General features: G+C 73.5%; 30 protein-coding genes. 14 read left to right on the top strand and 16 right to left on the bottom strand.

Annotated features, from left to right (window positions below):
• Nucleotides 1-51: 51 nt before the first annotated feature.
• From ACH414_RS03220 to ACH414_RS03195, 6 genes are all read left to right on the top strand, one after another.
• Nucleotides 52-1251, top strand: coding sequence for an ABC transporter substrate-binding protein (locus ACH414_RS03220; protein WP_398940684.1), 1200 nt, complete (start codon nucleotides 52-54; stop codon nucleotides 1249-1251).
• Nucleotides 1252-1261: 10 nt separating this feature from the next.
• On the top strand, nucleotides 1262-2155 hold the full coding sequence (locus ACH414_RS03215) for an ABC transporter permease (RefSeq protein WP_382534937.1): 894 nt from the start codon (nucleotides 1262-1264) through the stop codon (nucleotides 2153-2155).
• A gap of 40 nt (nucleotides 2156-2195) precedes the next feature.
• The gene (locus ACH414_RS03210; protein WP_382534935.1) at nucleotides 2196-3011 is read left to right on the top strand and encodes an ABC transporter permease; all 816 of its coding nucleotides are present in this window, start codon (nucleotides 2196-2198) and stop codon (nucleotides 3009-3011) included.
• A gap of 90 nt (nucleotides 3012-3101) precedes the next feature.
• Nucleotides 3102-4514, top strand: a complete 1413-nt coding sequence (locus tag ACH414_RS03205; protein ID WP_386562646.1) for a threonine/serine exporter family protein — start codon at nucleotides 3102-3104, stop codon at nucleotides 4512-4514.
• Between the two features lie 157 nt (nucleotides 4515-4671).
• Entirely contained in the window at nucleotides 4672-7194 is a 2523-nt protein-coding gene (locus ACH414_RS03200; protein WP_398940683.1) for an ATP-dependent Clp protease ATP-binding subunit, read from the top strand.
• Nucleotides 7195-7314: 120 nt separating this feature from the next.
• Nucleotides 7315-7812, top strand: coding sequence for a DUF6069 family protein (locus ACH414_RS03195; protein ID WP_386562640.1), 498 nt, complete (start codon nucleotides 7315-7317; stop codon nucleotides 7810-7812).
• A gap of 9 nt (nucleotides 7813-7821) precedes the next feature.
• Here ACH414_RS03195 and ACH414_RS03190 read toward each other — a convergent pair whose 3' ends face one another.
• The 5 genes from ACH414_RS03190 to ACH414_RS03170 form a co-directional block, all read right to left on the bottom strand.
• On the bottom strand, nucleotides 7822-8157 hold the full coding sequence (locus ACH414_RS03190; RefSeq protein WP_382534927.1) for a CU044_2847 family protein: 336 nt from the start codon (nucleotides 8155-8157) through the stop codon (nucleotides 7822-7824).
• Between the two features lie 51 nt (nucleotides 8158-8208).
• Nucleotides 8209-9579 (bottom strand): Ig-like domain-containing protein, encoded by a 1371-nt coding sequence (locus ACH414_RS03185; protein WP_398940682.1) that lies wholly within the window; start codon nucleotides 9577-9579, stop codon nucleotides 8209-8211.
• Nucleotides 9580-9732: 153 nt separating this feature from the next.
• On the bottom strand, nucleotides 9733-10296 hold the full coding sequence (locus tag ACH414_RS03180) for an MBL fold metallo-hydrolase (protein ID WP_382534923.1): 564 nt from the start codon (nucleotides 10294-10296) through the stop codon (nucleotides 9733-9735).
• An 82-nt stretch (nucleotides 10297-10378) separates the two neighbouring features.
• Nucleotides 10379-10864, bottom strand: coding sequence for an SRPBCC family protein (locus tag ACH414_RS03175; protein ID WP_382534921.1), 486 nt, complete (start codon nucleotides 10862-10864; stop codon nucleotides 10379-10381).
• A 123-nt stretch (nucleotides 10865-10987) separates the two neighbouring features.
• Nucleotides 10988-11533, bottom strand: coding sequence for a TetR/AcrR family transcriptional regulator (locus ACH414_RS03170; RefSeq protein ID WP_398940753.1), 546 nt, complete (start codon nucleotides 11531-11533; stop codon nucleotides 10988-10990).
• Between the two features lie 197 nt (nucleotides 11534-11730).
• On the opposite strand from ACH414_RS03170, the gene ACH414_RS03165 reads away from it, so the two are divergent.
• The 3 genes from ACH414_RS03165 to ACH414_RS03155 are packed head-to-tail and all read left to right on the top strand — an operon-like array spanning nucleotide 11731 to nucleotide 14039.
• Nucleotides 11731-12930, top strand: coding sequence for an FAD-dependent monooxygenase (locus tag ACH414_RS03165; protein WP_398940681.1), 1200 nt, complete (start codon nucleotides 11731-11733; stop codon nucleotides 12928-12930).
• A gap of 40 nt (nucleotides 12931-12970) precedes the next feature.
• Nucleotides 12971-13549 carry a PadR family transcriptional regulator gene (locus ACH414_RS03160; protein WP_382534917.1) on the top strand — a complete coding sequence of 193 codons (579 nt, stop codon included), beginning with the start codon at nucleotides 12971-12973 and terminating at the stop codon, nucleotides 13547-13549.
• Between the two features lie 34 nt (nucleotides 13550-13583).
• Nucleotides 13584-14039, top strand: a complete 456-nt coding sequence (locus ACH414_RS03155; RefSeq protein WP_382534915.1) for a peroxiredoxin — start codon at nucleotides 13584-13586, stop codon at nucleotides 14037-14039.
• 6 nt (nucleotides 14040-14045) lie between these two features.
• On the opposite strand, the gene ACH414_RS03150 is transcribed toward ACH414_RS03155, so the two are convergent.
• Nucleotides 14046-14420, bottom strand: a complete 375-nt coding sequence (locus ACH414_RS03150) for an SHOCT domain-containing protein (RefSeq protein ID WP_398940680.1) — start codon at nucleotides 14418-14420, stop codon at nucleotides 14046-14048.
• Nucleotides 14421-14425: 5 nt separating this feature from the next.
• On the bottom strand, nucleotides 14426-14872 hold the full coding sequence (locus ACH414_RS03145; protein WP_382534911.1) for a DUF6325 family protein: 447 nt from the start codon (nucleotides 14870-14872) through the stop codon (nucleotides 14426-14428).
• A 184-nt stretch (nucleotides 14873-15056) separates the two neighbouring features.
• Here ACH414_RS03145 and ACH414_RS03140 point away from each other — a divergent pair, with 184 nt between their 5' ends.
• The 4 genes from ACH414_RS03140 (at nucleotide 15057) to ACH414_RS03125 (ending at nucleotide 18175) form a co-directional block, all read left to right on the top strand.
• Nucleotides 15057-15461 (top strand): SHOCT domain-containing protein, encoded by a 405-nt coding sequence (locus ACH414_RS03140; protein WP_382534909.1) that lies wholly within the window; start codon nucleotides 15057-15059, stop codon nucleotides 15459-15461.
• Between the two features lie 59 nt (nucleotides 15462-15520).
• Nucleotides 15521-16411 (top strand): hypothetical protein, encoded by an 891-nt coding sequence (locus tag ACH414_RS03135; protein ID WP_382534907.1) that lies wholly within the window; start codon nucleotides 15521-15523, stop codon nucleotides 16409-16411.
• A gap of 36 nt (nucleotides 16412-16447) precedes the next feature.
• Nucleotides 16448-16894 (top strand): RrF2 family transcriptional regulator, encoded by a 447-nt coding sequence (locus ACH414_RS03130; RefSeq protein ID WP_382534906.1) that lies wholly within the window; start codon nucleotides 16448-16450, stop codon nucleotides 16892-16894.
• Nucleotides 16895-16987: 93 nt separating this feature from the next.
• On the top strand, nucleotides 16988-18175 hold the full coding sequence (locus ACH414_RS03125) for a globin domain-containing protein (protein ID WP_398940679.1): 1188 nt from the start codon (nucleotides 16988-16990) through the stop codon (nucleotides 18173-18175).
• Between the two features lie 76 nt (nucleotides 18176-18251).
• Here the strand turns inward: ACH414_RS03125 and ACH414_RS03120 are convergent, their stop codons facing one another.
• The 4 genes from ACH414_RS03120 to ACH414_RS03105 form a co-directional block, all read right to left on the bottom strand.
• Nucleotides 18252-18620, bottom strand: coding sequence for a peptidase inhibitor family I36 protein (locus ACH414_RS03120; RefSeq protein ID WP_382534902.1), 369 nt, complete (start codon nucleotides 18618-18620; stop codon nucleotides 18252-18254).
• Nucleotides 18617-19312, bottom strand: a complete 696-nt coding sequence (locus ACH414_RS03115; RefSeq protein ID WP_382534901.1) for a hypothetical protein — start codon at nucleotides 19310-19312, stop codon at nucleotides 18617-18619. The genes ACH414_RS03120 and ACH414_RS03115 overlap by 4 nt, the downstream gene beginning before the upstream one ends.
• 399 nt (nucleotides 19313-19711) lie before the next feature.
• Nucleotides 19712-20497: a polysaccharide deacetylase family protein gene (locus tag ACH414_RS03110; protein ID WP_382534899.1), complete on the bottom strand. Its 786-nt coding sequence runs from the start codon at nucleotides 20495-20497 to the stop codon at nucleotides 19712-19714.
• Nucleotides 20498-20692: 195 nt separating this feature from the next.
• Nucleotides 20693-21094 (bottom strand): hypothetical protein, encoded by a 402-nt coding sequence (locus ACH414_RS03105; protein WP_382534897.1) that lies wholly within the window; start codon nucleotides 21092-21094, stop codon nucleotides 20693-20695.
• Nucleotides 21095-21213: 119 nt separating this feature from the next.
• On the opposite strand from ACH414_RS03105, the gene ACH414_RS03100 reads away from it, so the two are divergent.
• The gene (locus tag ACH414_RS03100) at nucleotides 21214-21690 is read left to right on the top strand and encodes a DUF6328 family protein (protein ID WP_382535074.1); all 477 of its coding nucleotides are present in this window, start codon (nucleotides 21214-21216) and stop codon (nucleotides 21688-21690) included.
• A 20-nt stretch (nucleotides 21691-21710) separates the two neighbouring features.
• On the opposite strand, the gene ACH414_RS03095 is transcribed toward ACH414_RS03100, so the two are convergent.
• The 5 genes from ACH414_RS03095 to ACH414_RS03075 all read right to left on the bottom strand — a co-directional run bounded on the left by ACH414_RS03095 (nucleotide 21711) and on the right by ACH414_RS03075 (nucleotide 26268).
• Nucleotides 21711-23258, bottom strand: coding sequence for an ATP-dependent DNA ligase (locus ACH414_RS03095; RefSeq protein WP_382534895.1), 1548 nt, complete (start codon nucleotides 23256-23258; stop codon nucleotides 21711-21713).
• Between the two features lie 260 nt (nucleotides 23259-23518).
• Nucleotides 23519-24658: a DUF6397 family protein gene (locus tag ACH414_RS03090; RefSeq protein WP_398940678.1), complete on the bottom strand. Its 1140-nt coding sequence runs from the start codon at nucleotides 24656-24658 to the stop codon at nucleotides 23519-23521.
• A 58-nt stretch (nucleotides 24659-24716) separates the two neighbouring features.
• Nucleotides 24717-25139: a roadblock/LC7 domain-containing protein gene (locus ACH414_RS03085; RefSeq protein ID WP_382534891.1), complete on the bottom strand. Its 423-nt coding sequence runs from the start codon at nucleotides 25137-25139 to the stop codon at nucleotides 24717-24719.
• Between the two features lie 117 nt (nucleotides 25140-25256).
• Nucleotides 25257-25871: an ATP/GTP-binding protein gene (locus tag ACH414_RS03080; protein WP_382534889.1), complete on the bottom strand. Its 615-nt coding sequence runs from the start codon at nucleotides 25869-25871 to the stop codon at nucleotides 25257-25259.
• Nucleotides 25852-26268: a DUF742 domain-containing protein gene (locus ACH414_RS03075; RefSeq protein WP_382534887.1), complete on the bottom strand. Its 417-nt coding sequence runs from the start codon at nucleotides 26266-26268 to the stop codon at nucleotides 25852-25854. Before ACH414_RS03075 ends, ACH414_RS03080 begins: the two co-directional genes overlap by 20 nt.
• Between the last annotated feature and the right edge of the window lie 8 nt (nucleotides 26269-26276).

Below are 26276 nucleotides of genomic sequence, written 5' to 3'. Positions count from 1 at the left end.
CCCGCCCCGTTCGCGTCCCCGTCCCGCACCCTCACCGCAACGGAGAACCCCGTGCGCCTGCACCGCTCGCTCCTGACGGCCGCCGCCGTCTCCGGACTGCTCCTCGTCACCGCCTGCGGCTCGGCCGACCAGGCCGGCTCGGGGAAGTCCGGCGGCCTCAACCCGCCCGACCTCAAGGCGCCGACCTCCCTCGGCGCACCCGAGGGCCAGGTCAACCTGATCGCCTGGGCCGGCTATGTCGAGGACGGCTCCAACGACCCCAAGGTCGACTGGGTGACCCCCTTCGAGAAGCGGACCGGCTGCCAGGTCAACGCCAAGACCGCCGCCACCTCCGACGAGATGGTCGCGCTGATGAAGACCGGCGAGTACGACGCCGTCTCCGCCTCCGGCGACGCCTCGCTGCGCCTGATCGCCTCGGGTGACGCGGCGCCCGTGAACACCGCGCTCGTACCGAACTACGCCGACGTGTTCGCCGGGCTCAAGAACAAGGAGTGGAACTCCGTCAAGGGCGTCCCCTACGGCATCCCGCACGGCCGCGGCGCCAACCTGCTCATGTACGACAAGGAGAAGGTCACCCCCGCGCCCGACTCCTGGTCCGCGGTCTTCGACCAGGCGTCCGCGCACAGCGGCAAGGTCACCGCCTACGACTCCCCGATCTACCTCGCCGACGCCGCGCTCTACCTCAAGGCGACCAAGCCCGAGCTCGGCATCAAGAACCCCTACGCGCTCGACCAGAAGCAGTTCGACGCGTCCGTCGAGCTCCTCAAGGCGCAGAACAAGCACGTCGGCGAGTACTGGAGCGACTACCTCAAGGAGATCTCCGCCTTCAAGAGCGGTGACTCCGTGGTGGGCACCAGCTGGCAGGTCATCGCCAACCTGGCCAAGGCCGAGGGCGCCAAGGTGGAGGCCGTGCTGCCCAAGGAGGGCTCCACCGGCTGGTCGGACACCTGGATGGTGTCCGCCAAGGCCAAGCACCCGTCGTGCGCCTACAAGTGGCTCGACTGGATCGTCTCGCCGAAGGCCAACGCCCAGGTCGCCGAGTACTTCGGCGAGGCACCCGCCAACGCCAAGTCCTGCGCCGAGACCGCCGACAAGACGCACTGCACCACCTTCCACGCGACCGACGAGGCCTACTGGAAGAACGTCCACTTCTGGACCACCCCGATCGAGCAGTGCCTCGACGGACGCACGGACGCGAGGTGCGTGCCGTACGCGAAGTGGGTGCAGGCCTGGAACGAGATCAAGGGCTGACCGGCGTCCCATGACCACGCTCTCCTCCGCCACCCGAGCCGCCGGTCCCGTCCGGCGGCTCGCCGGGGCCCTGCACCGCAGGCCCCGGGTCCGGCTCGCCGCTCTGCTCACCGCTCCCCTGCTGTGGCTGGTCCTCGCCTATCTGGGCTCGCTGGCCGCCCTGTTCCTCTCGGCCTTCTGGACCACCGACTCCTTCACCTCCGAGGTGGTCAGGGTCTGGTCGGCCCAGAACTTCCAGGACCTCGTCTCCTCGCCGGTCTACCGGACGGTCGCCCTGCGCACGGTCGGCGTCGCCCTCACCGTGACGGTGCTGTGCGCAGTGATCGCCTTCCCCCTCGCCTTCTACACGGCCCGGGTGGCGAGCCCACGCCGCCGGCCGCTGCTCGTGGTCGCGATCCTCACCCCGCTGTGGGCCAGCTACCTGGTCAAGGTGTACGCCTGGCGGCTCATCCTCTCCGAGGGCGGACCGCTCGACTGGGCGCTGCGCCCGCTGGGCCTGAGCGGTCCCGGGTACGGACTGACCGCCACGGTCATGGTGCTGACCTACCTCTGGCTGCCGTACATGATCCTGCCGGTGCACACGGCACTCGAACAGCTCCCGGACAACCTGCTGCACGCCTCCGCCGACCTCGGGGCGCGGGCCGGACGGACCTTCTTCTCCGTCGTGCTGCCGATGGTGTGGCCGGCACTCGCGGCCGGGTCGGTGTTCACCTTCTCGCTCAGCCTCGGCGACTACATCACCGTCCAGATCGTCGGCGGCAAGACCCAGCTGATCGGCAACCTCGTCTACTCCAACGTCACCCTCGACCTGCCGCTCGCCGCCGCGCTCGGCACGGTGCCGGTGGCCGTGATCGTGCTCTACCTGCTCGCGGTGCGGCGCACCGGGGCGCTGCGCAGCCTGTGACCGGGCCGCGGAACCGTAACCTGCGGAAGGACCGCCCCCGATGAACCTCTCCCGTCCCGCCCGGATCGCGCTGCGCACCGCGGCCGGGCTCGGCTTCGCGGTGATCTATCTGCCGCTGCTCCTCGTGCTCGTCGGCTCGCTCAACCCCGACCGCTCGGCGAGCTGGCCCCCGCCCGGCCTGACCCTGCGCTGGTGGGCGGCCGCGTGGTCCAACGAAGGGGCGCGCGAGGCCCTGTGGACCTCGGTCCGGGCGGGCCTCGCCGCGACCGCGGTCGCCCTGGTCCTCGGCACGCTGATCGCCTTCGCCGTGCAGCGGCACCGGTTCTTCGGGCGCGAGGCCGTCTCCTTCGCGGTGGTGCTGCCGATCGCGCTGCCCGGCATCGTCACCGGCATCGCCCTCAACTCCGCCTTCGGCACGGTCCTCGCGCCGCTCGGCGTGGGCCTCGGGCTGTTCACGGTGATCGTGGGGCACGCGACCTTCTGCATCGTGGTCGTCTTCAACAACGTGACGGCGCGGCTGCGCAGGCTGCCGGGCTCGTACGAGGAGGCGGCGATGGACCTGGGCGCGCACACCTTCCGCACCTTCTGGGACGTCACCTTCCCGCTGCTCCGCTCGGCGCTCCTGGCCGGCGGGCTGCTCGCCTTCGCGCTCTCCTTCGACGAGGTCGTGGTGACCACGTTCACGGCCGGGCCGGGGGTGCGGACGCTGCCGCTGTGGATCTTCGACAACATGACCCGGCCTCAGCAGGCGCCGGTGGTGAACGTGGTGGCGGCCCTGCTCGTGCTGCTGTCGGTGATCCCGATCTACGCGGCGCAGCGGCTGTCCTCGGACACCGCGGGCGGCGGGCGGGTCTGACGCCGCGTCCGGAGCGGCTCCGGCGCAGCGTCCGGCGTCGGCGGTCCGTCACGACCCGCGCGTGCGGCGGAGCGCTGCTAGGTTTCCGGGATGCGGCAATTGTTCCCGTTCGACCTGCGGGCTCTCACCCGCAAGGCGGCCTCGCTCCGACCGCTGCGCCGCCGCGCCTCCGGCACGGTCACCGTGCCGGAGGCCGAGGACGCCGGCCGGGAGTACCTGCGGGACCTCGCCGCGCTGTTGTGCGAGCTCGGCTCGGAGCTGCTGCGCGCCGGGGAGCGGACCGCGGAGGTGGAGGCCGTCGTCCACGACGTCGCGGCCCGCTACGGGATGCGGGCCCGCTGCTTCGTCGTGCCGACGGGCCTGTTCGTACGGGTCGGCGGCGGGCCCGACGGGCGCGGCGGTGAGCTGGACTTCGCCCCGGTCGAGGGTCCCGACCTGCGCCTGGACCAGGTCGAGGCCCTGCAGTCCCTGGTGGAGCGGCTGCGCGCGGAGGAGCTGCCGTTCGCGGAGGTGCGGGCGGCGCTGCGGGCCGAGCGGGAGCAGCCGGAACGGTTCAGCCCGGCGACCACCGTGCTGGGCTACGTCCTGCTCACGGTCGGCCTGGGCGCGATGCGGCACGCGACCGTCGCCGCGGTCGTCGGATACGCGGTCCTCGGTCTCGGGGTCGGCCTGCTGCGCCTGTTCGGGGACCGGCTGCCGGCCGCCCGCTCGGCGCTGCCGGTGGTCGCCGCGATCCTGGTCACCGCGGTCGCGCTGCGCTGGGCGGGCCCGATCCTGCACGAGGAGGCCGCCCTCCTCTACATCCCGCCGCTGATCGCCTTCCTGCCCGGTGCCGCGCTCACCCTCGGCGCGATCGAACTCGCCACCGGCGCCGCCCTGTCCGGGATCGCCCGGCTCGCGGGCGCCGTCAACGTCCTGTTGCTGCTGGCCCTCGGCATCCTCGTGGGCAGCGAGCTCGTCCGCGCCCGGCCGATCGGCAAGCCGCCCTCCGAGGCGCTCGGCGCCTGGGCGCCCTGGGTCGGGGTGCTGCTGCTCGGCTTCGGCTTCCTGCTCTACTTCTCGGCGCCCCCGCGGATCACCGGCTGGCTGCTGGCCGCGCTGCTCGCCGAGCGTCTGGTGCAGACCACGGCGGGCGGGCTGGGCGGGGCGACCTTCGGCGCGTTCGCGGCCGGGATGCTGCTGCCGCCGATGGCCGGCTGGATCGAGCGCCGCTCCAGGACCCCGGACCAGGTGGTGTTCCTGCCGTGCTTCTGGCTCCTCGTACCGGGTGCGGTCGGGCTGACGAGCGTCTCGGAGATCATCGTCGAGGGCGACACCAACGGCGGACTGTCCAGTCTGGTGGACACCATCGTGACCGTCGCCGCCATCGCGCTGGGCGTCGTGGTCGGCGCGGGGCTCCAGCGCAGGACCCGGCTGCGGATCGGCGAGCCGACCCCGGCCGGGCTGCTTGACCCGGATGGCGGAGGGAGCGGAACGGATTCCGCGCCGGGCCACGAGCGCTGAAACCCCGCGGAAACCCCCGTTGGGGCGCCTGCGCACGGTGTCCGGATCCGGCTCGCGGACACCGTGCGTGACCGGCGTCCGGCGGGTCGCCGGCCGGGGATGCTGGTCCAGTGGAGGAAGACCTGCCCGCCAAGTCGACGCATACGGACGGCACTCCATGACCATGTCCCCCTTCGGATCCTTCGGCGGCTCTGACCCCTTCGGAGGCGCAGACCCCTTCAACGACCTGCTCAACCGCTTCTTCGGCATGTCGCCCGCGGCCTCGCCGCCGGCCGTCCAGCGGGTCCCGATCGGCCGCCTGCTCACCGACTCGGCCCGCGAGCTGCTCGGCCGGGCGACCGCCAAGGCCGCCGAGGAGGGCAGCGCCGACCTCGACACCGAACACCTGCTGTGGGCGTGCACCCAGGTCGACCCGGCCCGCGGCCTGCTCGCCCGTGCCGGCGCCGACCCCGACGAGCTGGGCAAGGCCGTCGCCCTGGCTCTGCCGGGCGAGAGCGGCGTCCCGTCCGCGGAGCCGGGGCTCACCCCGGCCGCCAAGCGGGTGCTGCTGCGCGCCTTCGAACGCTCGCAGGAGGCGGGGGTCTCGTACATCGGCCCCGAGCACATCCTCGGTGCCCTCCTCGACAGCCCCTCATCCGCCGCCGCCAGACTGCTCGGCTCCTACGGCACCGACGTCGGGGCGCTGCGCTCCACCGCCGACCGGCAGTCCCGCTCCGAGGCGGCGCCGGCGGCGAAGCCGGAGTCGAAGACGCCCACCCTGGACGAGTACGGGCGCGACCTCACCGAGGAGGCCCGGGCGGGCAAGCTCGACCCGGTGGTCGGCCGGGCGGACGAGATCGAGCAGACCATCGAGATCCTCTCCCGCCGGTCCAAGAACAACCCCGTGCTCATCGGCGAGCCCGGTGTCGGCAAGACGGCCATCGTCGAGGGCCTGGCCCAGCGGATCGTGGCCGGCGAGGTGCCGCGCACCCTGGAGGGCAAGCGGGTCGTCGCCCTCGACCTGTCGGGTCTGGTCGCCGGCGCGCAGTACCGCGGCCAGTTCGAGGAGCGTCTGAAGAACGTCATCGACGAGGTGAAGGACGCCGCCGACTCCACGGTCCTGTTCATCGACGAACTGCACACCGTGGTCGGCGCGGGCGCGACCGGCGAGGGATCCATGGACGCCGGCAACATGCTCAAGCCGGCCCTCGCCCGCGGCGAGCTGCACGTGGTCGGCGCGACCACGATCGACGAGTACCGGCGGTACGTGGAGAAGGACGCGGCCCTGGAGCGGCGCTTCCAGCCGGTGCTCATCCCCGAACCGACCGTCGAGGAGACCGTCGGCATCCTGGAGGGCCTGCGGGACCGTTACGAGGCCCACCACCAGGTGCGCTACGGCGACGACGCCCTCGCCGCCGCGGCCGAGCTGTCGGACCGCTACGTCCGGGACCGCTTCCTGCCCGACAAGGCGATCGACCTCATGGACCAGACGGGCGCCCGGGTGCGGTTGCGCTCGCTCGGGCGGTCCACCGAGGCCGTCGAGCGCGAGGACCGGCTGGCCAAGCTGCGCCGCGAGAAGGACGAGGCGGTCGCGGCGGAGGACTTCGAGCGGGCCAACGACCTCAAGCAGGACATCGTCCGGCTCGAGGGCGAGCTCGCGGGCATCGAGGAACGCCGCGAGGGCGTCCTGGAGGTGACGCCCGGCGACATCGCCGAGGTGCTGTCCCGGCGCACCGGCATCCCCGTGACCCAGATGACCGAGAACGAGAAGGAACGGCTGCTGAAGCTGGAGGACGCCCTGCACAGCCGGGTGGTCGGCCAGGACGAGGCGGTCGTCGCGATCGCGCAGGCCGTGCGCCGCAACCGGGCCGGCATGGGCGACCCCAAGCGTCCGGTGGGTTCCTTCCTCTTCCTCGGCCCGACGGGCGTCGGCAAGACGGAGCTGGCCAAGGCGCTGGCGGAGCTGCTCTTCGGCGACGAGGACCGGCTGATCCGCTTCGACATGAGCGAGTTCCAGGAGAAGCACACGGTCTCCCGGCTCGTCGGGGCCCCGCCCGGATACGTCGGCCACGAGGAGGCCGGCCAGCTCACCGAGAAGGTGCGCCGCCAGCCGTACAGCGTGCTGCTGTTCGACGAGGTGGAGAAGGCGCACCCGGACGTCTTCAACACGCTGCTCCAGGTCCTCGACGACGGGCGGCTCACCGACGCGCAGGGCCGCACGGTGGACTTCCGCCACTGTGTGGTCGTCATGACCTCGAACATCGGCGCCCAGCGGATCCTGGCCCATCACGGGGACGTGTCGGAGATCCGCGAGGACCTCAAGCAGGACCTGCGGGACTACTTCCGGCCCGAGTTCCTGAACCGGATCGACGAGACGATCATCTTCCACGGGCTCGGCGAGGAGGACCTCTCGCGGATCTTCGACCTGCTGATCGACCACAGCAAGCGCCGGGTGCGGGCGCAGGGTTTGGAGCTGGAGGTGACCGAGGCGGCGAAGAAGCTGCTCGTCGCCCACGGCCACCAGCCGGAGTTCGGCGCCCGGCCGCTGCGGCGCACGATCCAGACGGAGCTCGACAACCGGCTCGCCTCGCTGCTGCTGGGTGGCGAGGCCGACCCCGGGGACACGGTGGTCGCGGACGTGGAGAACGACGCGCTCGTGTGCCGGATCAGGAAGCCGGAGCAGGCCGCGGCGGCCGCCTGAGCCGGCGCCCGCGTCCCCGCCGTCCGTCGTGGCGACCCGTACGGACCCTCCCGGCTTGCGGCGGGCCCGTACCGGGCGACGATCGGAGGGACTCACCGCCACCGCACCGGAGGGGATCCCATGGACCCGCAGCAGTCGCCGTACGGCCCGCCGTCGACCTGGGAGGCCGCCCGGGGCCCCGTGGCGGAGCGCGCGCGGGGCCCCCGGCTCGACCCGGTCCGGCTGTGGTCGGGCGGGGTGATGACCGCGGTCGTGGCCGCGCTGATGGCGGTGGTGGGGGTGCTCCTGGTGCGCGGGGTGCTCGGCATCCCGGTCTTCGCGCCCGAGGGTGACGGCGCCATGGGCGACGCCTCCACCGGGCTGCTCGCGGGCGGCGCCGCCGTCGCCGCGCTGGCCGCCACGGCCCTGCTGCACCTGCTGATCCTGGGGACGCCGCAGCCGGGCCGCTTCTTCGCCTGGATCGTGGGGCTCGCGACGGTGGTGATGGTGCTGCTGCCGTTCACGACGGGGCTGCCGCTGGACGCGCGGATCGGGACGGCGGCGGTGTACCTGGCGATCGGCGTCACGATCGGTTCGCTGCTGTCCGCGGTCGCCCGGGGCGCCGTCCGGGCGGACTGAACGGGTCGTTCAGCGTGCGTTCTTGTCCCACTCCAGGGTGACCCGCAGATTGGCGCTCGCGCTGCCCTGGACGACGAGCGCGGTGAGCCGGCCGGCGTCGAGGCCGAGCTGGCAGCCGAACTCCACGACGGCCCGGTCGGGCGCGGCCCGGTGCAGGGCGTCGCCGAGCTGTCCCGCGAAGGAGGCCAGCGCGGTGGTGACCCCCGACAGGTCGGGCAGGTGCCCGCCCCGCCCTTCGGGCTCGTAGGGGCCTTCCAGGTCTTCGGGCGCTTGACCGGGGCCGATCGGCTCGGCCTCCACGTACAGCACGCCGTCGGCGAGTTCGACCTTGGCGATCTCCGGCATCGTCACTCCTCGGTACGGGGCGGGGACCCGGCCGCCGGTGCGGCCGCGGGCTCAGAGCTCAGGGCGGAGCGCTCCGGCGGCGTTCCGGGCTCCGGGGCCGCCAGGGGCACCGGAAGCTCCGGGGCCTCCGGGGCCGAGGGCGCTGCCCCGGCGCCACTCGGCCCAGCTGAGGTTCCAGTCTCCATAGCCGTTGTCGAAAGGGCTCATCGGCTCGCCGTAGGCGTTGACGACCCGGACCAGGTCGCCCTCACGGACGGTGCGGAAGAACCAGGCGGCGTCCTCGGTGCTCATGCCGGTGCAGCCGTGGCTGACGTTCTCGCTGCCCTGCGCGTCCAGCGACCAGGGGGCCGCGTGCAGGTACTCGCCGCTCCACGTCACCCGGGTGGCCCAGCGGACCTTGAGGTCGTAGAAGTCCTTGCTGCCGCGGGCGATGCCGATGGAGTCGCCGCGCATCCGGACGGTGGGCTCCTTGCCGAGGACGACCTTGGTGCCGCCACGGGTGCGGTAGCCGGCCTTGCCGGTGGTGACCGGGATGCTGCGGATCAGGGTGCCGTCGCGGAAGACGTCCATGGTGTGGCGGGCGACGTCCGTGACGGCCTCGATCCGGTCGCCGGTGGTGATCGTGAGCGGCTCGGAGGGCCCGCCGTAGAGGCCGTCGCCGATCCGGACCCCGTCGAGGGCGCTGTGCACGCGGATGGTGGCACGGGCCGGCCAGTAGGTGCGGGGCCGGTAGTGGAGGGTGGTCGGGCCGACCCAGTGCCAGGCGCCCTCGGCCCGGGGCGTCGAGCGGACGTCGAGGGCGCGTTCGACGGTGCGCCGGGCCTCCGGGTCGCCGGCGGGGACGGGGTGGCTGAGTTCGGCGGTGAGCGGCTGCCCGACGCCGTAGGTGCCGTCGTCGACGGGGCCTTCGCGCCTGGGGCCGAGTTCGGCGGTGAGCCGGTCGCCCCTGGGGGCGGCTGCGGTCCGCAGGTCGAGGCGGGCGCGGTGGCGGCGGAGCCGCCCCGTGTCGGTGCGCTCGACGACGAGGCGGGCGGTGTAGCGGCCGTCGGCCGGGAGCGGTGCGGCGCTGGTCCAGCGGCCGCCGTCGGCGGTCACGGCTCCGGCGACGCGGCGGCCCTTCTGGTCGGTGACGGTGACGTCGGCGAGCCGTCCTGGGGTGCGCAGGGCGAGGTCGAGGGGTCCGAGCGCGGCGCGGGCGTCGAAGGTGATCGGGGCTCTGCGGGCCTCGAGGAGGAGGGTGCGGCGCGGGACGGTGCACAGTCCGCCGTGGGCGGCGGGGCAGGCGTCGACGGTGAGGAGCGTGGACCCGGTGGGGGTGATGGGTGCGCCGACGGCCGCCGGCTGGGCTGCGTTGAGGGCGAGCACGGCCCCGGCGGCGAGCGAGAGCGCGCCCCACCCCTTGATGCTGTTGCGTGACGCCACGTCGGACACCCACCCCTTCTCGCCCGTGCTGACCTGGTCTGATGGGTGCATCAAAGCCGATCGAAGGCAGAAAAGATGATCAACTGACCGGGCGTGGCGCCGGAAGGGCCGTCGAGACGACTCGAAAGCACCAACGCGGCCGGGCGCGCGGGGTCAGTGGGGCGTCGCCGCGCCGGGAACGAAGGGCTCGCCGTGGCCGGGCACGACGAGGACCGGGCCGAGGCCGAGGATCGTCCGGCGCGAGGCGTGCAGAGCCGCGGGGTCGGTCGCGTAGGGGTCCTCGGGCGGGCCGTCGGCCGACCACCACAGGTGGGTGAGGACGACGAGCCCCTCGGCGGTGTCGACGAGGGTGCTGATGTCCTCGGGGGTGTGCCCGGGTGTGGCGGCGAGGCGGATCGACGGGGAGAGGGCGAAGCCGTCGGCCGGGCGGTCGGTCCAGAGGTCGTCCTGGTAGATCGCCCAGTGGTCGTGGTAGCGGGCGGTGGGGAAGAGTGCCGCGTTGAGCGTGTGGTCGGGGTGGTGGTGGCTGAACACCACGTCGGTGACCTGCTCGGGCGTCACGCCCGCGGCGGCGAGCGGCGCCAGGATGAGGGCACGGTCGGCGACCATGCCCGGATCGACCACGACGACCGTGTCCCCGTCGCGCAGCAGGGAGACGGTGGAGGCGGTGCGCGGCCCGACGTAGCCGGCGGTCAGAACGGTCACGGTGGCGGTCATGCGCGCACGCTAGCGCCCCGCGCCGCTCCGTTCGGGTGCTTTTGAAGGTCCGCCGTGCGTGCGGGCGCCCGGTCCCGGGGGTTCAGCGCGGGACCTCGGGCAGCTCCTCGCCCGTCTCCAGGAGGGACTTCAGGCTGGAGACCAGCGCGGGCCAGCCCTCGCCCACCAGCCCGCGGATCGTGCCGTCGGGCTCCAGGTCGTCGTGGACGACGGTGAGCTTGACCATGTCCCCGGCGGGCTCGATCTCGAAGGTCACCTTCGACCGGCGCTCCCCGGCGAGGCGGGCGTACGTCTCGGCACCGATGCGGACGGCCTCGGCCCAGGCGGGTGTGAAGGTGTGCCAGGTGTACGCGAGCCGGCGGCCGGGCTCCGCCTCGAGGACGACCTGCTCGGGGTCGGCGGTCTTGCGGCCGCCCTCCTCCCAGACCATGCCGGAGCCCACGGACCAGTCGGTCTCGAAGGCGACCCCCCAGTAGCGGCGGGTGAGGTCGGGTTCGGTCAGCGCCTTCCACAGCTCGTCGGGGGTGGTGCGGATGTAGGTCGTGTAGACGAACGCGTTGCTGTCCATCGGGGCTTGCTCCATTGCTGACTTCAGGTCGGCGGGATTCGAGCGGGTGGCGGCCTTCGGATGGTGCAGCTTCTCGCGCCCCCGTCTCCACCGCACCGTGGCGGGCGGCCATTCGGCCGTACGTCAGCGGAGCGCGGCGGTCACGAGCCCCTCGATCTCCTCCCGCGTCCCGCCGGGCGCCCGTCCCGGGGCCACGACCCGGTCGAGGACCAGGCCGTCCACGCAGGCGAGCAGCGTCAGGGTGCGGCTCTCGGGGTCCGCCACGCCGCGTTCGGCGAGGAAGGTGCTCACCGCCTCGCGCGCCGGGTTCCTCCTCGGCACCAGGATGGCCCGCAGCTCGGGGTCGCGCACGCTCTCCAGGACACACGCGTAGCGGGCGAGGGAACGGCGCCGCCCCTCGCCGCTGGTGCGGGCCGCGACGAGGGTGGCGAGGCCGCGGACGAGGTCGGCGGGGGTGCGGAGCGCGGGGGCGTGCTCGGCGGCGGCCCGCAGCTCCGCCTGGTCCAGCTCCACGAGCCGCCTGACCAGGCCGGAGAGCAGGGCGGAGCGGGTGCGGTAGTAGGCGGAGGTGGTGCCCGCCGGCAGCCCGGCCGCGGCGTCCACGGCCCGGTGGGTGAGGCCCCGCATCCCCGCGTCGGCGAGGACGCCGAGCGCGGCGTCGGCGAGCAGGGTGCGCCGGTCGGCGGCGGCCGCGGGTCGCGGGGCGGGAGCCCCGGGGGGACTGGGAGCTTCGGGGGGAGGGGTGGGAGCGTCGGGAGTCACCCCCTCTTTCTACACCTGTAGAGGGTGGGGCTACGCTCCCTCCCATCGCCTTCTACATCTGTAGAAGGCGATGGGCATCGGCCGTACGGGAGTGAGGACGCGTCATGGGACACACCGCCGTCGTCGTCGGGGCGGGCATCGGGGGGCTCGCCGCCGCCATCGGACTCCGGCGCGTCGGATGGGAGGTGCGGGTCGTGGAACGGGCTCCCGCCCTCGCCGACGCGGGCGCCGGTATCTCCCTCGCCGCCAACGGCATCCGTGCGCTCGACGCCCTGGGGCTCGGCACCGAGGTACGGGCCGCCGGTCGCGGCCAGTACACGGGCGGCACCCGCACCCCGCGCGGCTCCTGGCTCGCCCGGATGGACGGGGCCGCGCTCGAACGCGCCCTCGGCTCCCCCATCGTGGGGATCCCGCGCGCCGAGCTCCACCGGCTGCTGCGCGCCGCGCTGCCGCCCGGGGCGCTGCGCACGGGCGTGACCGTCACGGCCGCCACCCCACCCGGGCCCGGGAGGCCCGACGGCCCCGTCCGCCTGGCGTACGCCGCGCCGCCGGACGGGGACCTGCCCCTGGAGGCGGACCTGGTGGTCGCGGCCGACGGCGTCGGCAGCCGGCTGCGCCGCGCCCTGTTCCCCCACCACCCCGGCCCGGCGTACAGCGGCTCGACCGTACTGCGCGCGATCACCGCCCGGCCGGTGGACCTGCGCACCGACTTCGAGATCACGTGGGGCCTGGGGGCCGAGTTCGGGCACATCGCCTTCGCCGACGGGCGCGCGGAATGGCATGCGGTGCTCAACTCGCCCGCCGGGGTGCGCCACGCGGATCCGCTCGGCGCGCTGCGCCGGCGCTTCGCGGGCTGGCACGCGCCGGTCCCCGAACTCCTCGCCGCGACCCGCGGCCAGGACGTGCTCCACCACGACATCGCCGAACTCGCCACTCCCCTGCCGTCGTTCGTCTCCGGCCGGGTGGTCCTGCTCGGCGACGCCGCCCACGCCATGACCCCGAACCTCGGCCAGGGCGCCTGCCAGGCACTGGAGGACGCGGTGGTCCTGGCGGCCGCGCTCGACGGCGAGCCGGAGGTGGCCACCGCGCTCGTCCGGTACGACGCCGAACGGCGCCCGCGGGCCGCGGCCGTGGCCGCCGCGGCCCGAGGGGCCGGGCGGATGGGGCAACAGCTGGCCCACCCGCTCGCCGTACCCTTGCGCAACACCCTGCTGCGCCTGACGCCGTCGGGTGTCGCCCTGCGGATGATCCTGCGCCACGCCGACTGGACCCCGCCCCTCACCAGGGCTTTCACGGGTGAATAGGTGTGGAGGAAACTATTCAACGAACTGCTAGTTTGTCCGGATGTCTCTCAAGCACGCGGTCCTCGCAGCCCTCCTGGAGGGCGAGGCATCCGGATACGACCTGGCCAAGCTCTTCGACGTGTCCGTGGCCAACTTCTGGGCGGCCACGCCGCAGCAGCTCTACCGCGAGCTGGACCGGCTCTCCGAGGCCGGACTGATCGAGGCCCGCGTCGTGCAGCAGGAACGCCGCCCCAACAAGCGCATGTTCACCCTCACCGAGACGGGTCGCCGGGACCTGATCGCCTACACCACGCACCCGCCGAAGCCGACGGCGGTCCGCGACGAGCTGATGGTGCAGGTGCAGGCCTGCGACGAGGGCGACTCCGCCGCGGTGCGCGAGCACGTGCGGGAGCGGATGGAGTGGGCCCGCGGCAAGCTCGCGCGCTACGAGCGGCTGCGGGAGTGGATGCTCGACGGACGCGACGAGGAGACCTACCTGCGGGAGGCCGAGCGGATCGGCCCGTATCTGACGCTGATGCGCGGCCGGGCCTTCGAGGAGGAGAACCTGCGCTGGGGCGAGCGGGTCCTCGCCGTCCTGGCGGGACGCGAGGCGGCGCAGCCGGTCCGGCAGGGGCGGTGACGGCCGCGGCTACCGTGCGGTAGCGTCCCTGCCCATGAACGTCGGTGACATCGTCGAGGACTTCACCCTTCCGGATGAAACGGGGACGCCCCGCTCCCTCTCCGGTCTGCTTTCCGAAGGCCCCGTCGTCCTCTTCTTCTACCCCGCGGCACTCACTCCCGGCTGCACCGCGGAGGCGTGCCACTTCCGCGACCTGGCGGGCGAGTTCCGCGCGGTCGGCGCCGGCCCCGTCGGCATCAGCACGGACGAGGTGGAGCGCCAGCAGGAGTTCGCCGACCGCCACTCGCTCGGCTATCCGCTGCTCTCCGACCCCACGGGCGCCATACGGGACCGGTTCGGGGTGAAGCGGGGCTTCTCGCTGGCGCCCACGAAGCGGGTCACGTTCGTGATCGACCAGGACCGCCGGGTGCTGGAGGTCGTACGGAGCGAGCTGCGGATGAGCGCCCACGCGGACCGGGCGCTGGCGGCGCTGCGGGGGCGCAAGGGCTGAGGTGGCTCAGACGCCCAGCAGCTTGGCCTTGGCCGCCGCGAACTCCTCCGGTGTCAGCAGCCCCTGCTGCGCGAGCTCACCGAGCCGCGTCAGCTGGTCGATGACGTCGGACTGCCCGCCCGCGGGCGCGGGTGCCACGGGCCGGGCCGGCTGCGGGGCCTGGTGGAGCGGTTGCGCCGGCTGAAGCGGTTGCGCCTGCTGCTGAGCCTGTTGGGCCTGGAGGTCGGCGATGGCCTCCTCCTGGTCCTGTTCGCGGCGGGCGCTGCGGGCGGCGCTCCGACCCGCGGCGTAGGCGGCGCCGCCGACGAGCGCGCCGCGCGGCAGCGGGGCTCCGGCGGGCCGGACGACCGGGCGGACGAGGGGGCGACGGCGCAGGAACATCGCGGTCAGCTCCTTCCGGCCGTGGCGGCCGCCGCCGCGACGGCCTCGCGATAGGCGGCGTGCGCCTGCTCGACGTACTCGTGCGGGATCGGCACCCGGGCGGCGACCCGCCCTTCCGCCCCGCGGATCGCGTCCGCGGCGCGACCCGCCCAGAGGTGTTCGACGAGCAGCATCAGCGCACACGATCCGGGTTCCATGGTCTCGGCCGCCTCGGCGGCGTCCTCGGGGCCGAGCAGGTTGGCCTCGGGGCCGATCTCGGCGGCGGCCGCCGCGTACTCCTCGTACTCGACGAGTTCGGAGCTGGACACCTCTCCGGTGGGCGACTTGGTGACGACCAGCGAGTCGATCAACCGCACCTGCCCCGCCCTGCGCAGGTCGGCGATGGCCGTGACCGCCGCGACCCCCAGCCGCTCCCCGGGAAAGGCGAGCACCGGACATTCCACCGGCCCCATGTGACTCCCTCGTGTGGCTCCCTCGTCCACAGCCGTTCAACGCCGACACGTACCTCCCCACCATCCGAACACGAGGGCGCCGGCGACGCATCACGAAAAATCACGACATGCGAGGGGGCGGGGCTTCGGCGAGACTCGCTGCAGCGCGAGGCCGATCGTGGCCCGCGGGAAACGGAGTTCAGGCATGGACGACTACCCGCTGCTCAACCTCTTCTGGACCATGCTGTGGTTCTTCCTCTGGATCATGTGGTTGTTCCTGCTGTTCAAGGTCGTGAGCGACATCTTCCGCGACCACGAACTCGGCGGCTGGGGCAAGGCGGGCTGGCTGGCCTTCTGCATCCTGCTGCCCTTCCTCGGCGTGCTGGTGTACGTCATCGCGCGCGGCAAGAGCATGTCCCAGCGCGACATCAAGCAGGCCCGGGACACCGAGGCCGCGTTCCAGGACTACATCCGCAAGACCGCGGGCTCCGCTCCGGGCGGCGGCACGGGCGGCAGCGCGGACGAGCTCGCGCGGCTCGCGGAGCTCAGGGACAAGGGCGCCATCACGGACGAGGAGTTCGAGAAGGCGAAGGCCAAGGTCCTGTCCTGACCGGAGTCCACGGCGAGGAGCCCCGGCGGCCCGAGGTCCCCGCGGACGCGCCCCGTTCCGTGCTGCGCGCGGCGGCGGCCGAGCCGGGCCGGCTGCCGGAGCTCCTCGCCGACTTCGCCACCCGTCGGCTCGGCCATGGGGCCGCCCGGACGGTCGAGCGCCTGCGCGCCGCCCACCCCGACGCGAGCCCGGCCGAGCTGCGCGCCAAGGTGGTGGCGCGCGGCAGCCGGGCTGCGACGTCGGAGGGGGCGTTCGTGGGCGGGCCGTTCATGCTGTTCGTCCCCTTCGCCTTCTGCGCGGCGCTCCTGTCGCAGGCCCGGATGATGCTGGAGCTGGCCGGGCTGGAGGGCCGGGATCCGGCCGACCCGGAGCGGACCGCCGAACTGCTCGTCCTGCAGGGCGTGTACGAGGACACGGATGCCGCGCGGGCCGGGCTCGCCGCCCCGCACGCCCCGGTCGCGAAGCGGCCGGGACGGACCGCTGCCCTGTGGCAGCTGACCATGCGGATGGCACGGCTGCTCGGGCTCGTCACCCCCTCGGACGACGAGGGCACGAGGCTGCTCGTACGGATCGGCCAGTGGCTGCTGGTCGGCGTCGTGTTTCTGGTCGGTCTCGTGGCGCCGCTGGTCTGGCTGCCGTACTTGGCGTTCTCGTACCACCGCGGCACGGCCAAGGTGGCGGACCGCGCGATCCTGTTCTACTCCGGTGCACCCGGCCCGGCCCGCACCTCGCGCCTGGACGCCGCGATGGTGCTCTCGCTGCTGCGCGCGCTCTTCTCCCTCCTCGTGCCCGCGGTGGCGCTGGCGGTGGTGGTGTTCACGGACACGCGGATCGCCGACCGGCAGTGGCCGGTGCTCGGCATCGTCCTGTTCACGGCGTCGATGGCGATCGGCGGCGCCTGGACATGGCGCCGCTGGAAGCGCCACCACCACCGGCCCTCGGACCCTTAACACGAATCACAAATGCGCCTTTGATACGGTCGCGGCGTGCGGTTGACGAAATTCACCGACCTGGCGCTGCGTGCCGTGATGCGCCTGGCGGTCTCCGAGCAGGGCGACTCCCCCACCACACGCGAGGTGGCGGAGTCCATGGCCGTCCCTCATGCCCATATGGCGAAGGTGGTCACGCGCCTCCGGCATCTCGGCGTCGTCGAGGCGCGACGCGGCCGGGGCGGCGGACTGACGCTGACCGATCTCGGCCGGCGCTCTTCGGTGGGCTGGCTGGCCAGGACCCTGGAGGGAGAGGAGGAGGTCGTCGCCTGCGAGGGCGATGCGCCGTGCCCCCTGCGGACGGCCTGTCGACTGCGCGGCGCGCTGCGCCAGGCACAGGAGGCGTTCTACCGCACCCTCGATCCGCTGACCGTCGCGGATCTGGTCGAGGCGCCCACCGGTCCCGTGCTCCTCACCCTGTCCGCGGGCCCACGCACCGACTGAAGCCACTACCTCCGCACCCCCGCGCACGCCGCGGGGGTTCCGCAGCACTTTAAATACGTAGATCGTCTACCAGATTGAACATGGGAGCCCGTCATGCTGTCCGAGCAGGCCACCCCGGTCGTCCGCGCCACGCTTCCCGCCGTCGGTGGCGCGCTCGACGAGATCACCGAGCGGTTCTACGCGGGGCTGTTCACGGCCCACCCGGAGCTGCTCCGGGACCTGTTCAACCGCGGCAACCAGGCCACCGGCGACCAGCGGAAGGCGCTGGCCGGCTCCATAGCCGCCTTCGCCGGCGCCCTGCTCGCCCAGCCCGAGGCACGCCCGGACGCGATGCTCTCCCGGATCGCCCACAAGCACGCCTCGCTCGGCGTGACCTCCGAGCAGTACAAGGCGGTCCACGAGCATCTCTTCGCCGCGATCGCCGCCGTGCTCGGGGATGCGGTGACCCCCGAGGTCGCCCGCGCCTGGGACGAGGTGTACTGGCTGATGGCGAACGCCCTGATCGCCATCGAGGCCCGCCTCTACCAGGAGCGGGGCCTCGCCGAGGGCCAGGTGTGGCGGCCCATGGTGATCGCCGAGCGCCGTACGGAGACCCCCGACACCGTCTCCTTCGTGCTGCGCCACGCCGACGGGCGTCCGACCGGCGGCTTCCGGCCGGGCCAGTACGTCAGTGTCCAGGTCACGCTCCCCGACGGCGCCCGGCAGATCCGCCAGTACAGCCTCTCCGCCGCGCCCGGCCGCCCCGAATGGCGGATCACCGTCAAGCGCGTCGACGGCGACCCCGCGGGCGAGGTCTCGTCCTGGCTGCACGCCCACGCCGCCGTCGGCGACCGCCTCACCGTGTCGGCCCCGTTCGGCGACCTCGTGCTGCCCGAGGGCGAGGGCCCGCTGCTGCTGGCCTCGGCCGGCATCGGCTCGACGCCCATGCTGGCGATGCTCGACCACCTCGTTGCCACGGGCTCGCAGCGCCCGGTGACCGTCGTCCACGCCGACCGCTCGCCCGCGGACCACGCGCACCGCGAGGAGCTGCGCCGACTGGTCGACGCCCTGCCGCAGGGCTCGCTGCACCTCTGGTACGAGGAGGAGGGCACCGCGGACGCGGGGCACGGCCGGGCAGACGTGTCGGCGCTCGACCTGCCGGACGACGTCACCGCGTACCTCTGCGGCCCGCTGCCCTTCATGCGGGCGGTCCGCGGGGACCTGCTCGCCCGCGGGATCGCCCCTGCGGACGTGCACTACGAGGTCTTCGGCCCGGACCTGTGGCTGGGCGCCGCTGCCTGAGGGCGGCTCGCGCAGCACCAGGGCCCCGCCTCGCCGGTGTCGCCGGCGAGGCGGGGCCTGACCTGTGGTTCGCGCTTCAGCAGCCCGTGGCCCAGATGTGGGAGTCGCCCCGGTCGTTGGCCGCGCCGTTGTACCCGACCTCCTGGCCGGGTGCGAGACAGATGGTCATCGCGCCGCCCTGCCAGGCGGACTCGTAGACCCGGACGTAGTCCTTGATGCCCGGGCCGGAGATGCCGTGGTTGGCCCAGGAGGAGTCGGTGTCGGCGATCCAGCTCTCCCACCAGCCGTCGTCGCCGCTCCAGTTGGCCCGCTGACCGCCGAAGTTGGCGTCCTGCCAGACACAGAATTCACCGGACGGGCATTCGGCGGCTGCGGCCGGCGCGGTCAGCGCGAGCCCACCGGCGAGGGCGAGCAGGGCGGCGGCGGAGCCGAGGAGTCGCTTCATGGAGCGTGGTTGCCTTTCGTTCGGATGACGGGCGCGGACAGCTGGGCCGCCCGCCGCAGCGCGCGGGCGCGCAGCTGCTCGTAGGTGGTGACCTGGTCGCGGTGCAGGGTGCGCACGGTGGCCAGCTCGGTGGGCTCCAGCCGGGCACGCACGTCGGCGAGTCCGCTCTCGCGGGAGCAGCGGTCGGCGACGACCGGGTCGGGGCGGCCGTGGCGCGGCCCGCCCTGGGGGGCGGCGCACCGGGTCCAGCGGTCGAGGGCGGCCCGGTGGGCGGGGTCGTCCTTCATCCGGGCCTGGGCCTCGGCGCGCAGGTTGTCGACGGTGACCTGGGCCCGGAACCAGCGGGTCTGGTCGCCGTAGAGGCTCGCGCGGGCGTGGGCGACGCAGCCGTCGCTGTTGGCCGTGACCGTGAGCCCGTTGGCGAGGGTCAGGGACAGTTCGCGGGGGTCGCTGCCGAAGAGCGCGGCCTGGAGCCGACGGTCCTGGGCAGGGGCGCGCGCCCTGGTGAGCGCGAGGCCCTGGGCGCCGAGGCAGTCGGCGACGATCCGCTGCTCGGCGGCCTTGAGGATCCGGTCCTGTTCCTGCCGGGAGACGGCGGCCGGTCCTGACGGTCCGGGGCGGACGGTGGCGCAGCCGGCGAGGACGAGGGCGGCGGCGGCCGTCACAAGAGCGCGGCGGGTGGTGTGACGCATGGGTTCCCCCTGGTGGCGGGCCCGATCGGGGTGGTCGGGCGGCGCGGTCGCCGCCGTTCGTGGCGATCAATGCCCGGTGCCCGACGGGCCATGCGGGGGTCCCCTTCGACTCACCCGAAGGGGTCCAACGCGCCGGAGCGCGCGCCGCCCGAAGGGCGGCAAGGAGGCGTGCGGCGGTACGACAAAGCCCCGGTTGGACGGGGGATTCCAACCGGGGCCGTTTGCCGTGACGTGGGAAGAGCGGTCACCTCACGGGGGGGGGGGAACCTTGGGGACCGGGCCCCTTCGCCGTCACATACTGATGAACGGTAAACCTTCACCCATTGTTCCGGGGTGTCCCCTGTGCCGGATGTGAGTCACCTCACCCGGTTTGGTGCGCTCTCCGACTCCTCCGGCGCTTCAGTCGTCCTTCTCGGGGCGGTAGACGACGCCGGGCTCGGCCTTGCCGGGAGCGAGGAGCTCCGGCACGGTCACGAAGGTGTAGCCCTGGCGCTTCAGCTCGTCGATGATCCCGGGCACGGCCGGGACCGTTCCGTCGTAGATGTCGTGGAGCAGGATGATCCCGTCACGGTGCGCCTGCTCGAGCACGCGCTGGCGGATGAGGGCCGTGTCGTCGGTCGAGTAGTCCTTGGCGGTGATGCTCCACAGGATCTGGGCGAGGCCGAGCTCGCGGCACACGTCGGAGACGGTGCCGTCGGTGCGGCCCTGCGGCGGGCGCATCAGGGTGGGCTTGCGCCCGGTGATCTTCGCGATGGCGTCCTGGGTGCGGGAGAGCTCGTCGCGGACCTCGGCGGCGTCCAGATCCGTGAGGATCCTGTGACTCCAGGTGTGGTTGGCGACCTCGTGCCCCTCGTCCGCGATGCGCTTGACGACCGCCGGGTAGCGCTCGACGTGCTTCTTGCCGAGGAGGAAGAAGGTGGCGTGGACCTTCTTCTCCTTGAGTACGTCGAGGAGGTGCGGGGTGTCCTTGCCCGGTCCCGCGTCGAAGGTCAGGGCGATGCACTTGGCCTTGGCGCAGTCCACGCCGCCGGCCGCCGCGCCCTTGGCGTCCACCGACGCCTCGCCGCGCGCGTCACCGGGGGTGACCGTGTCGGCGGAGCAGCCCGCGAGCGTGAGGACGAGCGTCGCCGCGGCAAGGAGGGCGACGGCCGGTCCCCGGCGTCGGCCCGACGTGGTTCGGAACATGTGCAACCCGCTTTCCCCGAATGGTTCGACTGGCCGCGGCCCTCGCTGGTCATGGCGGGACCTTTCGGCACGACACGCACTCTACACACGGTGTATAGCCGGCAAGTGGGCGGGTCCCGGCCGCGGACCGCGTGCGGGCGCGGCGGCCCCGGGCGGCGCCCGTCCGCTCCGCCCGGGGGTCCGGGGGCCGCGGGGTCAGCGGGACGCGAGGAGGAGCCGCGCCTCGGTCTCCTGGTCACCGGAGACGGATTGCAGGGATTGGATGTCGAAGCTGCGCGCCAGCGTCTTCTCGACCTCGTCGACCGCGTGGTAACCGCCGGTGAGCAGCGCGCCGACCATGGCGGTCAGCCGGACCGGCGGGGTCTCCTCGCGACGGCCGCCCGCGGTGTCGAAGGTGGCCATCCAGACGGTGGTGGCGGGCCCGGTGGCCGCCTTGGGGCCTGGGGCCGACATGTCCTCCAGCTGGTAGGCGTGGTCGAGGACCTCGAACACGGCCTGGGCGTCCTCCCGGCAGCACTCGCTCAGCTGCACGGTGACGTCGGTGTCGATGTGCAAGTCGTACACGTCGCTCATCTCCTCCTGTCCCGCTTCCAGCATGCCTCCCGAGAGTGCGTCCCGCGAGGTTCGTGCCACCGTGGAGGGAGAGCGACACGGGAGGACGCGTGGCGGGAGCAGCGGAGGGGTCGGAGGAACCGGAGCGGCAGGACGCCGCCGGGATGATCCGCGGGCGTCACGAGACGCCGGAGGAACGGGCCGACCGGCGCTGGAGCGAGCTGATGCAGGAGATCCGGGTCGCCCAGACAGGCGTACAGATCCTCTTCGGTTTTCTTCTCACGGTGGTCTTCACCCCGCGCTTCCCCGAGCTGCCCGACGGCGACCGGACGATCTACGTCATCACCGTCTCGGTGGGGGCCGCCGCGATCGGGGCGCTGATCGGTCCGGTCTCGTTCCACCGGATCGTGGCCGGCCGGCGCATCAAGCCCCGCGCGGTGACCTGGGCCTCACGGCTGGTCTCCGTCGGTCTCCTGCTGCTCCTCGCGACGCTGACCACCGCCCTGCTGCTCGTGCTGCGGGTGGCGACCAGGGCGACGTACGTGCCCTGGCTGGTCGCCGCCCTGTCCCTCTGGTGCCTGGTGTGCTGGTACCTCCTCCCCCTCTGGGTCCGCCGCCGCCACACCTCCGACGGCCGCTGACCACCGACACCCGACGGCGCTCAGTCGCCGGCGAGCACCCGCTCCACGGTGTCCGCCTCGGCGGCCGCCTTGTCCGGGCGGTGGCGTACGACCCGGGCGAAACGCAGCGCCACCCCGGCCGGATAGCGGGTGGAGCGCTGCAGCCCGTCGTAGGCGATCTCCACCACGAGCTCGGGCCGCACCCGGACGGTGAAACCGTCGTCCGACACGGCCAGTTCACCGAGCCGCTCGGTCTGCCAGCGCAGCATTTCGTCCGTGAGCCCTTTGAAGGTCTTCCCCAACATCGCGAACGAGCCGTCGGCCGCCCTCGCTCCCAGATGCAGATTGGAGAGCAGCCCCGTGCGCCGCCCGTGCCCCCACTCGGCGGCGAGCACCACCAGGTCCAGGGTGTGCACCGGCTTCACCTTCAGCCAGGTCCGCCCCCTGCGCCCGGCGACGTAGGGCGCGTCGAGCGCCTTGACCAGCACGCCCTCGTGGCCACGGGCGAGCGTGTCCCGGAAGAACCGCTCGGCGCCCTCGACCGCTGCGGGATCCTCGGGGGCCGCCACGACACACCGCCGCACCCGCAGCGGCTCGGGCAGCAGCCGGGCGAGGACCTGGTGCCGTTCCAGGCCGGGCCGGTCGACCAGGACCTCCCCGTCCGCCGCGAGCACGTCGAAGAAGACCGGCGACAGGGGCAACGCGGCCTGCGCGGTGGCCACGTCGAGCCGGGAGCCGACCCGGGAGGCGATGTCCTGGAACGGCATCGGCCGGCCCGTCCCCGGGTCGAGCGCGATGACCTCGCCGTCCAGGACGAACCCGTCGCCTCGCGTCTCCCGGGCCACGGCGACGACCTCCGGGAGCCGCTGGGTGATGTCGTCGAGGGAGCGGGTGTAGACCCGGACCTCGTCGCCGAGCCGGTGCACCTGGATCCGGATGCCGTCCAGCTTCTCCTCCACCACGCAGGGCCCGAGGGCCCGGACGGCCTCGCCGACGCCGGCCGCGGTGTGGGCGAGCATGGGCTGCACGGGGCTGCCGACCCGCAGGGTGTACGTCCCGAGCACCGCGCCGCCCTCCGCGAGCACGGCCCGCGCGACCCGCGGCAGCGAGCCTTCGAGCATCACCGCCCGCCGCAGCTCCCCGGAAGCCACCCCGGCGGCCTTGGCGACCCCTTCGAGAGCGATGGCGTCGAGCGCCCCCTGCCGCACCTCCCCCGACAACAGCCGGATCAAGAACTCCTGCTCGGGGAGGGTGGCGGCGGCCACGAGCCCGCGCACCAGCTCCGCGCGCCGCGCCTGCGCGCCCGGGCCGGAGACCGCGGCGAGCTCGTCCATCACCGCGTCGGTGCCGGCCAGCGTCAGCGTCGGCTGTTCCGCGGGCTCGACGGCAGGCGGGACGACGTGCTTGAGCACGCTCCAGCCGACTCCGATCCGCCCCTGGGGAAGCCGTCCGGAGAGATAGGCGATGACCAGGGGGCTCTCCTCGGGCGCCGCCTCCGCGAACAGCTCCGCCAGCAGGCCGATCTTCCGCGACCGCGCGGACGTGGCCGCCACCTGTCCCGACACTTCCGCGACACGGGCCAACAGCATGCGCCCATCGTGCCCGTGCCACCGCCCGCCCGCACCCCGGCCGTTCCCGACGCGCACCCGACCCGGCGGCGCCACGTGCCCACCGCTCCGGCGAACCGAACCGGCACACCGCCCGCCCACCCACCGCCCCAGGAGCGATCTGGCCGCTCCGCCCAACCACCTGCCCGCCCGCCGGCTCAAGACCGACAAGGCCCCAACCACCTGCCCCCGCCCGCCGTCTCAAGACCGACCACGGCCGAACCACCTGCCCGCCCGCCGGCTCAGGACCGATCGCCCCCTACCGGGAGTGCACCCCCCTTCCGCCTCCTCAACCGGTCGAGCAGACCCCGCCGGGTCCGCCTCCCCGGCGGCCGGGTGACTCCCACGGGCCGCCCCGGGGCGAGGGCGAGGGCACCGCCCGCGGGACCGGTCCCGCTACCGCCTCCCGCGCGCACCGCCTCCGGCCGTACCGCCGCCGGGGCCGCCCCCGTGCGCCCGTCCGGCCGAGGGGCGTGGCGGTCGGCCCGGGCCTCGTCCAGGGAGAGGGCGAGGCTCATCCGATGCCAGAGGATCTCGTCCGGGTCGTCGGCGAGCATCAGCCGGTCGGCGATCTCCCGGGCGGTCGGCCCGGCCGGGCGCCACGGGGGCGGCGCGGGTCGGAGCCGGTCCAGATAGACCCGCTCGTACGGATCGTCGACGACCTCGGCCACCTGGAGCGGGTCGAGCAGCGAGGCGATGGCCGCCGTCCGCACCCAGGGATCCTCGCTCGCCCGCAGCAGCGCTCCGAGCCGCCTGGCCCGCCAGTTCCGCGGCCGCCAGTCCTCGTACCCGTCGGCGTCGGTGCGCACGTCGAGCGGGAGGCGGCCGGAGAGGAGCCCGGGATGGTTGAGGGCGAACTCGGCGAGTTCCGCGGCCGGGTAGAGCCAGACGACCGACCGGTAGCGGTTGACGTAGAACCGGAGCGGACTGAAGTGGCCGGTCCTGGCGAGCCGGGTGAAGCGGGTCGGGGTGACGCCGAGCAGTCTGGCGCCCTCCGCGGAGCCGACGACGCGGACCCGGTCGCGCAGCCCGTCGGGGAAGTCCGGGGCGGCTCTGAGCCGTTCGATCTCGCGCCGGTGCACCCGCAGACGGCCGGTGCCGCCGGTGCCGTCCGGGCCGGTGCCGGGCACGGAGCCCGTCACGGGCCCCTGCCCCGGCACCGTCCGGACGATGCCCAGCTGGACGGCGAGCTGGAACTCGTCGCGCCGTAGTTCCAGTTCCTCCGCCGCGCGCGCCGGCGCCACCGTCGGTGAGCCGCCGTCCTGCCCTGGCTTACGGTCGTGCGTCGTCGTACCGTCGTGCGTGGAAATGCCGTCGTGCGTGGAAGTGCCGTCGTGCGTGGACGTGCCGTGCTGCTCGGTCACGCCTTCGTGCTTGGTCATGCGGTCGGTCCTCCCCCGAGTCGTGAATACTCTCGGTGATGACCGTAACGCTTCGTGACTACCCTTCGCCCGGCCTGTGGATAACCTCGCCGCCGGGCTGCCGCGCCGCCACGCCCAGGTGTTCGCCCACCCGGTTCACCAGCAGCGTCATCTCGTAGGCGACCTGGCCGACATCGGCCTCGGCGGCGCTCAGGACGCAGAGGCAACTGCCGTCGCCCGCCGCGGTCACGAAGAGCAGCGCCTCGTCGAACTCGACCATCGTCTGCCGGGCCCGACCGGCCTTGAAGTGCCGACCGGAGCCGCGGGCGAGGCTGTGCAGACCGGAGGAGACCGCGGCCAGGTGCTCCGCGTCCTCCCGGGCCAGTCCGCTGCTCGCGCCCGTCACCAGGCCGTCGTTCGAGAGCACCAGCGCGTGCTGTATCGAATCCACCCGTCCGGTCAGGTCGTCGAGAAGCCAGTCGAGTCCTCGGTCCAACGCCATCGTGCGGTCCTCCCCCTGTTGGTGCGTGTCTCCGGTCAGCCTTACGCACTGTCGTGGACAGGGCAAGCACCCGTCACGACCTGCGCGCCGCGAGGAGGGCGCCGCCCGGCCGGGTCCTCAGCCCACCGTGTCCAGGAGCCGTGCCGTGTGCATCCGGCCGGCGTACTCGACCAGCCGGATCAGCACCTCCTTGCCGGAGTCGCGATCGCGGGCGTCGCAGAGCACCACCGGGGTCCCGCGGTCCAGGTCGAGGGCGCGCGAGACGTCGTGCGCCCCGTACGTACGGGCGCCCGCGAAGCAGTTGACGGCGACGACGAAGGGGATCTTGCGGTGCTCGAAGTAGTCCACCGCCGGGAAGCAGTCCTCCAGGCGCCGGGTGTCCGCGAGGACGACCGCGCCGAGCGCCCCCTGGGACAGTTCGTCCCACAGGAACCAGAAGCGGTCCTGGCCGGGCGTCCCGAAGAGGTAGAGGGAGAGACCGGAACGGATGGTGATGCGGCCGAAGTCCATGGCGACGGTCGTGGTGGTCTTCTGCGCCACCCCGCCGGTGTCGTCGACCGACTCCCCCGCCCGGCTGAGCAGTTCCTCCGTCCGCAGCGGCCGGATCTCGCTCACCGCGCCGACGAGGGTGGTCTTGCCGACCCCGAACCCGCCGGCGACCAGGATCTTCAACGCGAGGGCCGTGGTGTCCACGTCACCCGCCGGGGTGCTCTCAGAGCGCTCGTAGGCCATCGATGACTTCCCTCAGGATGCGTTCGTCAGGGAGCTGCGCGGGCGGTACGGGCCTGCTGACCCGCACGAATCCCGCTTCGAGGAGGTCGCCGAGGAGCACCCGCACGACGCCGACCGGGAGGTCGGCGTCGGCCGCGAGTTCGGCGACCGACTGGGTCTCGGCCCGGCACAGGGCGAGCAGGGACCGGTGTTCGGGGCCGAGCAGGGACTCCTCGGCCGGGCCCGGGGGGTCGTCGTCGACGACGACGAGCGCGATGAGGTCGAACCGTACGTTGCTCGGCCCCGGTTTGGTGCGGCCGCCGGTCATGGCGTACGGCCGGACGAGCGGCCCGGCCTCGGCGTCGTACCACCGACTGCCCGGCTCGGCCTGGACCGGGCCGGTGCTGTCCTCGTTCATGGGGTTTC

Origin of the sequence: Streptomyces sp. NPDC020422, from assembly GCF_044386705.1 — a bacterium.
GTDB lineage: Bacteria > Actinomycetota > Actinomycetes > Streptomycetales > Streptomycetaceae > Streptomyces.
Note: the sequence above shows the minus strand (reverse complement) of the source record. Positions and strands in the feature narration are given on the sequence as shown.